This is a genomic window from Photobacterium alginatilyticum (genome assembly GCF_009910675.1).
GTDB classification, from domain to species: domain Bacteria; phylum Pseudomonadota; class Gammaproteobacteria; order Enterobacterales; family Vibrionaceae; genus Photobacterium; species Photobacterium alginatilyticum.
On sequence record NZ_RSEJ01000061.1, the window covers coordinates 1 to 4,731 of the forward strand.

Annotated in this window: 6 protein-coding genes; 3 read left to right on the top strand and 3 right to left on the bottom strand. The window is 38.4% G+C overall.

All coding sequences use genetic code 11. The features are described 5' to 3' along the window. Nucleotides 1-221: 221 nt before the first annotated feature. Both EIZ48_RS27545 and EIZ48_RS27550 read right to left on the bottom strand, forming a co-directional pair. Nucleotides 222-968 carry a hypothetical protein gene (locus EIZ48_RS27545; protein WP_160658513.1) on the bottom strand — a complete coding sequence of 249 codons (747 nt, stop codon included), beginning with the start codon at nt 966-968 and terminating at the stop codon, nt 222-224. A gap of 134 nt (nt 969-1,102) precedes the next feature. Continuing rightward, complete coding sequence (locus EIZ48_RS27550) at nt 1,103-2,167, bottom strand: hypothetical protein (RefSeq protein ID WP_160658515.1); 1,065 nt, start codon at nt 2,165-2,167, stop codon at nt 1,103-1,105. Nucleotides 2,168-2,424: 257 nt separating this feature from the next. Here EIZ48_RS27550 and EIZ48_RS27555 point away from each other — a divergent pair, with 257 nt between their 5' ends. From EIZ48_RS27555 to EIZ48_RS27565, 3 genes are read left to right on the top strand one after another with little or no spacing between them, the layout of a single operon-like run. After that, nucleotides 2,425-2,751, top strand: a complete 327-nt coding sequence (locus EIZ48_RS27555) for a hypothetical protein (protein ID WP_160658517.1) — start codon at nt 2,425-2,427, stop codon at nt 2,749-2,751. 33 nt (nt 2,752-2,784) lie between these two features. Further along, nucleotides 2,785-2,973 carry a hypothetical protein gene (locus EIZ48_RS27560; protein ID WP_160658519.1) on the top strand — a complete coding sequence of 63 codons (189 nt, stop codon included), beginning with the start codon at nt 2,785-2,787 and terminating at the stop codon, nt 2,971-2,973. Between the two features lie 17 nt (nt 2,974-2,990). Continuing rightward, a complete protein-coding gene (locus tag EIZ48_RS27565; RefSeq protein WP_160658521.1) occupies nt 2,991-3,290 on the top strand; it encodes a hypothetical protein in 300 nt (99 codons plus the stop codon). A gap of 121 nt (nt 3,291-3,411) precedes the next feature. On the opposite strand, the gene EIZ48_RS30005 is transcribed toward EIZ48_RS27565, so the two are convergent. Beyond that, nucleotides 3,412-4,218 carry a DUF2971 domain-containing protein gene (locus EIZ48_RS30005; RefSeq protein ID WP_160658522.1) on the bottom strand — a complete coding sequence of 269 codons (807 nt, stop codon included), beginning with the start codon at nt 4,216-4,218 and terminating at the stop codon, nt 3,412-3,414. Nucleotides 4,219-4,731: the final 513 nt, after the last annotated feature.

Here is a 4,731-nt window from a genome sequence, read left to right on the forward strand (position 1 = left end):
CTAGGAAAAGAGGTCTTCCGACGGCTGGAATATCACATCAACGATTCAGCAATTCGTTGGGCGCAATCCACCCTAATTCTAATGGCAAGGAACAATTATCGTGCGTAAATTATGTGGGGATCCGCCAGCGCCTGCAATAAGGTGCCCCGCACTGAACCCGCAAAGCACACAGGACTCCAAACCAAAACTGCCGAGTATAGCGGGTCACCTTGATTGCTTTGTTATAAGTAGTGTGTACGAAATTCACTTTCCAACGCTTGATACAAGTTCGATGATGAACTCCGTACAAAATCTAATTGATTTTCAGATGGTTTTTCACCATGAATTGCATAATTACAAATTGAAATTACTTCACTTACTCCTCCTAATACATCAGGAGAAATTGGTGATAATTTCCGTAACTCATTTATAACCCGACCTAACGAGAAACTATTTCGACGACGACCGTCAGAACTTATCATTGGTCGATTATCATATGTATATGACATTACAAGTTTCTCAAACGCTAACCGTACCTTAAACAACTCTACAGAGACATCATCAACAGCAGGAAGTTGGTTTCCAGTAGTATTAACGATACCTTTTTCCTGAAGGATTTTATTAATCTCTTCTTTAAGTTGAGGGATTTCAGAGTCTTTAGGAGGTTCCTGTGACGTATTCACTGAAATGTTATTTTGATTTGCAGATGAAACATCAATTGACGATTTAATTTCAGTTTTAAGTATTGAAAGTTGATAACTTAAATCTTTTCTTAACTCGTCAACTTGTTGCTTCAACTTAACCCCAAAGATATCCATTTCTTGGAAAATAGGAGCCAAACTTACACCAACCCAAACTAAAAATACAACCACATCAAAATATGACGGTTTCCCCTCAATTAGTTGGTCGTAACGTCCAAATAAGTAAAATCCGATTACGACAACAAGGATTCCCCACCATAGGGTTTTAAAGTTTTCTGTGTTTTTCATTAATAATACTTAACCCCAATTAACTACTTATAACGCCTGCAATAAGGTGTGCCCCACTGAACCAGCCAAGCGCACCGAGCTCAATACCAAAACCGCCGAGTGTAATGCATCACCTTGATTGCTTTGTTATATGCCTACTTTGGTAGCTTAATCAGAGACTTAGTCTCCTTTAGCACATTTTGCAAAATCTTTGTAGTCTCAGCCGATTTTTGAGCATCCATCCGACTTACCTCAAGATCAATCGTTGTTTCACCTTTTTTAAGGATGAAATTCCGCTCTGTAGAAAGTAAGCTATCAACTACCGACTTTCTTAATACTTGGTCATTAGTCTGAACAACCAAATTTAAAGCTGTAAGTTTGCTTTCAATATTTGTCAACTCATTTTGGAAATACTTCATATCATTTAAGTTAGCCCTATATAGCCTAAGAAAAAAATATGAGAACACCTCTATGAAAACTACAACTGACAATCTTGGAATGTAATAAAGCATATAATCAGATAATACATTTCCAGTTAATGAATTATTTGCGTCATAAGTAAACCCACCAACAACTAACATGTAAGCTAATATACTAATACCAAGTATTGTCGTAACACTACCAATGAATAGGTTAACATTAGCTCTGCCAGATAAGGTATAAATTTCTCGTTCAACCCTTTCTCTAAACTTATGGCTAGCCTGAGCTACATAATCGAACTCAGTTTCTATTGTTGTACTCGATGTTATTTTTTCTAAAACATCATCAGTTAATTTTGAATCAACACTGCTTCGAATTTTTTCTAAAATATCATTATAGTCTGAGTCACTTAAATCAACGGTTGAAACGTTCTTACGGTTTTCTATTTCTTGGATTTTTTCATATAGGTCATTATACTTACTGTCTAACTCGCTACGAATCCGCTTTTCATTATTTACATGTTTGCTATTTTGCCTATTCCCTACAAACAACTCATCAATAATAACTAGCGCGACCCCTAACACAATTAAACCAACACTAATTGCTTGAATAAAAGTAGTTTGATCAAAATAACGGATTAAGCCAAATAATGATGACATTGATAGGGAAATTATCGCCATTCCAGTCATAGTCAGAGGTCTATTAACTAAAGAGCGATTAACACCTGTTGCGGTTTTACCCGAAATACTACTTCTTACTTGATTGTCACCAAACGATGATGACCTTACTTCTTCAGGCAACTTAGCCTCCTATAAAAATTAACCAATCATAATATGATACTTGGCATATAACGCCTGCGATAAGGTGCCCCACACAAAATCAGCAAAGCGCGCCGAACTCCGAACCAAAACCGCCGAGTGTTACGGGTCACCTTGATTGCCTTGTTATGCCTATCCGCCACTCACCATCGCCTTAACAAAAACATTAAGGTTTACTTAACGAACTCATTAAGATATAGTTAACGAACTCATTAAGGAAACCTATCTAGGAGAACCCAATGTCAGTGCAGTCACCAGATCCACTAGAGCAAATTATGACTACTGTTGTCGCAGGCTTTCAAAAAACAACAGATGCGATTAAAGAGCTGAAAAACAAACAAGAAGCTCTAGAGCTTCAGCAAAAACAACAAGCTAAAGCAGCTTACCACGGTATGACTGGTAGTGGTAAGTCGAGATACGTAGCAGAGTTAGTTGAAATTGAGAAACAAAAAGATCCAAACAATACAAGGGGAGCACAGAAAAGGGTTGCAGATACTCTTGATATATCAGCACCTCGTGTAACTCAATTGTTAAAATCAGACAAAAATCGTAAAAATGGCAAGTAGAGATTTAAAGAGTCAACTTCAAGGAGAATTACCATGTCAGACTCATTTTGCAGACCATACAAAAACCCAAGAACCGGAAACAACACCTACGGAGGTGCTGCTCGCAACGGTAGATTAAAAACCCTCGGCGGTGTAGATGAAATAGTAAAACGTACAACAGAACGTGCTATTGATGCGTTTCTGAATGATGCAGACTCGAATGATGAGAGTAATTTCAAGTAGCGTAGTGGAGATATTTAATGGGTGATAATGTAACGCGGCTATCTACATACAGAAAAAGTAAGAGCGATAGTAAGAAAAAGCAAAGATCTAGTGATAAGTATGGTCTTGCTGACGCATTGATACAGCAACTTCATGAAGAGGCTGACGCACCTACCGTATCTGCATCAATACATAGACCCAAGTTTTGTAAAAAGGTAGTAACTAGCTTTTCAATCACCTCGATATATAAGTCCAATTTAAAACAAGAATTTTATATTGCAACTACGATATTTAATACTCAATTTATCCAAAAACAAATAGCCCTAGCGAATGACTAGGGCTATTTTATCTGAGGCATAACGCCTGCAATAAGGTGTGCCCCACTTAACCAACAAAGCGCACCCAACTCCATACCAAAACCGCCGAGTGTAATGCATCACCTTGATTGCCTTGTTAACTCTAAAATTCGCTTATTTCTACTTGATATTCACCCGAAGAAATACTCGCTTTATACATTTTATACTGGTTATGAGTACATATTGTTTGCAGTAACTTTAGATTCGACGCTGGCATCTTCTCACCCACGATAACTCCGTGAATGGAGTTGTCAGGAAGATCTAAAATACCACCATTTCGTAACTTAATTCGCGATAACATTTCATGCCCTGACTCAGGACATGAGATAAAACGAACTTCATTCTCATACGCCCAGCGATCATGCTTTGATGCAATCAATTTCTGATTTAAGAGGAACCCTTCATCCCTGCTATCAAGTTTTAAATCATCTAAGGTAATAGTTGGTGGTGTACGAACATATTTAACTGGTAACATCGGTAAATAATCATCATCTAATGTTTTAAATTGATTGTAAACAATGACAAAACCCTTCATACCATCGGTATAATGCGACCACATCAAAGGGTCAGTACACTCTTGTGACAAACATATTATTCTTGTTTTAAACCGATCTGATAAAGGAGTAATGTGATTTTTGACAGTGCTTTCAGTTAATTTTTGAGCCGAGTCAATAAGATCTTCTATTGGAGCTTGCTTTACGTAAGTAATCTCTGCAAGGCTTGCATCTTTCGATGTCAGCCAATTTTCTAAGGCTTCACGCTCAGTCGGAATTGTAATGTCTAATTTATACTGAAATTCAAATGGATCATTGAAGTCATTTGCATAACTGAACCACATAGTTTTATTGTTTAAGTCTGATATTGAATATTCACTAAAACAACGAAACTTAAATAACTTGTTTTGAAACACTTTACTTACCTTTTAGAGTTAACGCTTGCAATAAGGTGCCCCACGATTAACTAACCAAGCGCACCGAACTTCGAACCAAAAATGCCGAGTGTAACGGGTCACCTTGATTGCTTTGTTAGGCATTTCCACTTGTGGCTTCACTACCTGGCCGCCGAACTTCCAGCGCAGTCCGCTGCCAACCATGGGATACAGCATGCACTAAGTCTCAAGTAACACTAATACTATCAGCACCTTAAAGCCAGCTACATTTGCATGACAGCCTGATGCGGCGCTAATCGGGGCTGCTCACTAAACTGATGGGTTGAGTAAACGACAAGCCATTCACTGCTTTGTATCGAGGAAACTATGAATGTTTATTGCCATCGTCTGAGGCAGCAAAGAACGGAGCAACCTGCACTTCCCAGAACTTTAAGGACAGCCCTACGATGAACGAATGGCCTAAGATTTCCCGTTCTTGGGCGATGCGGTTACGACCAGATCCAAAAGCAGTCTTTTCCCATGCCTAACGCCAGC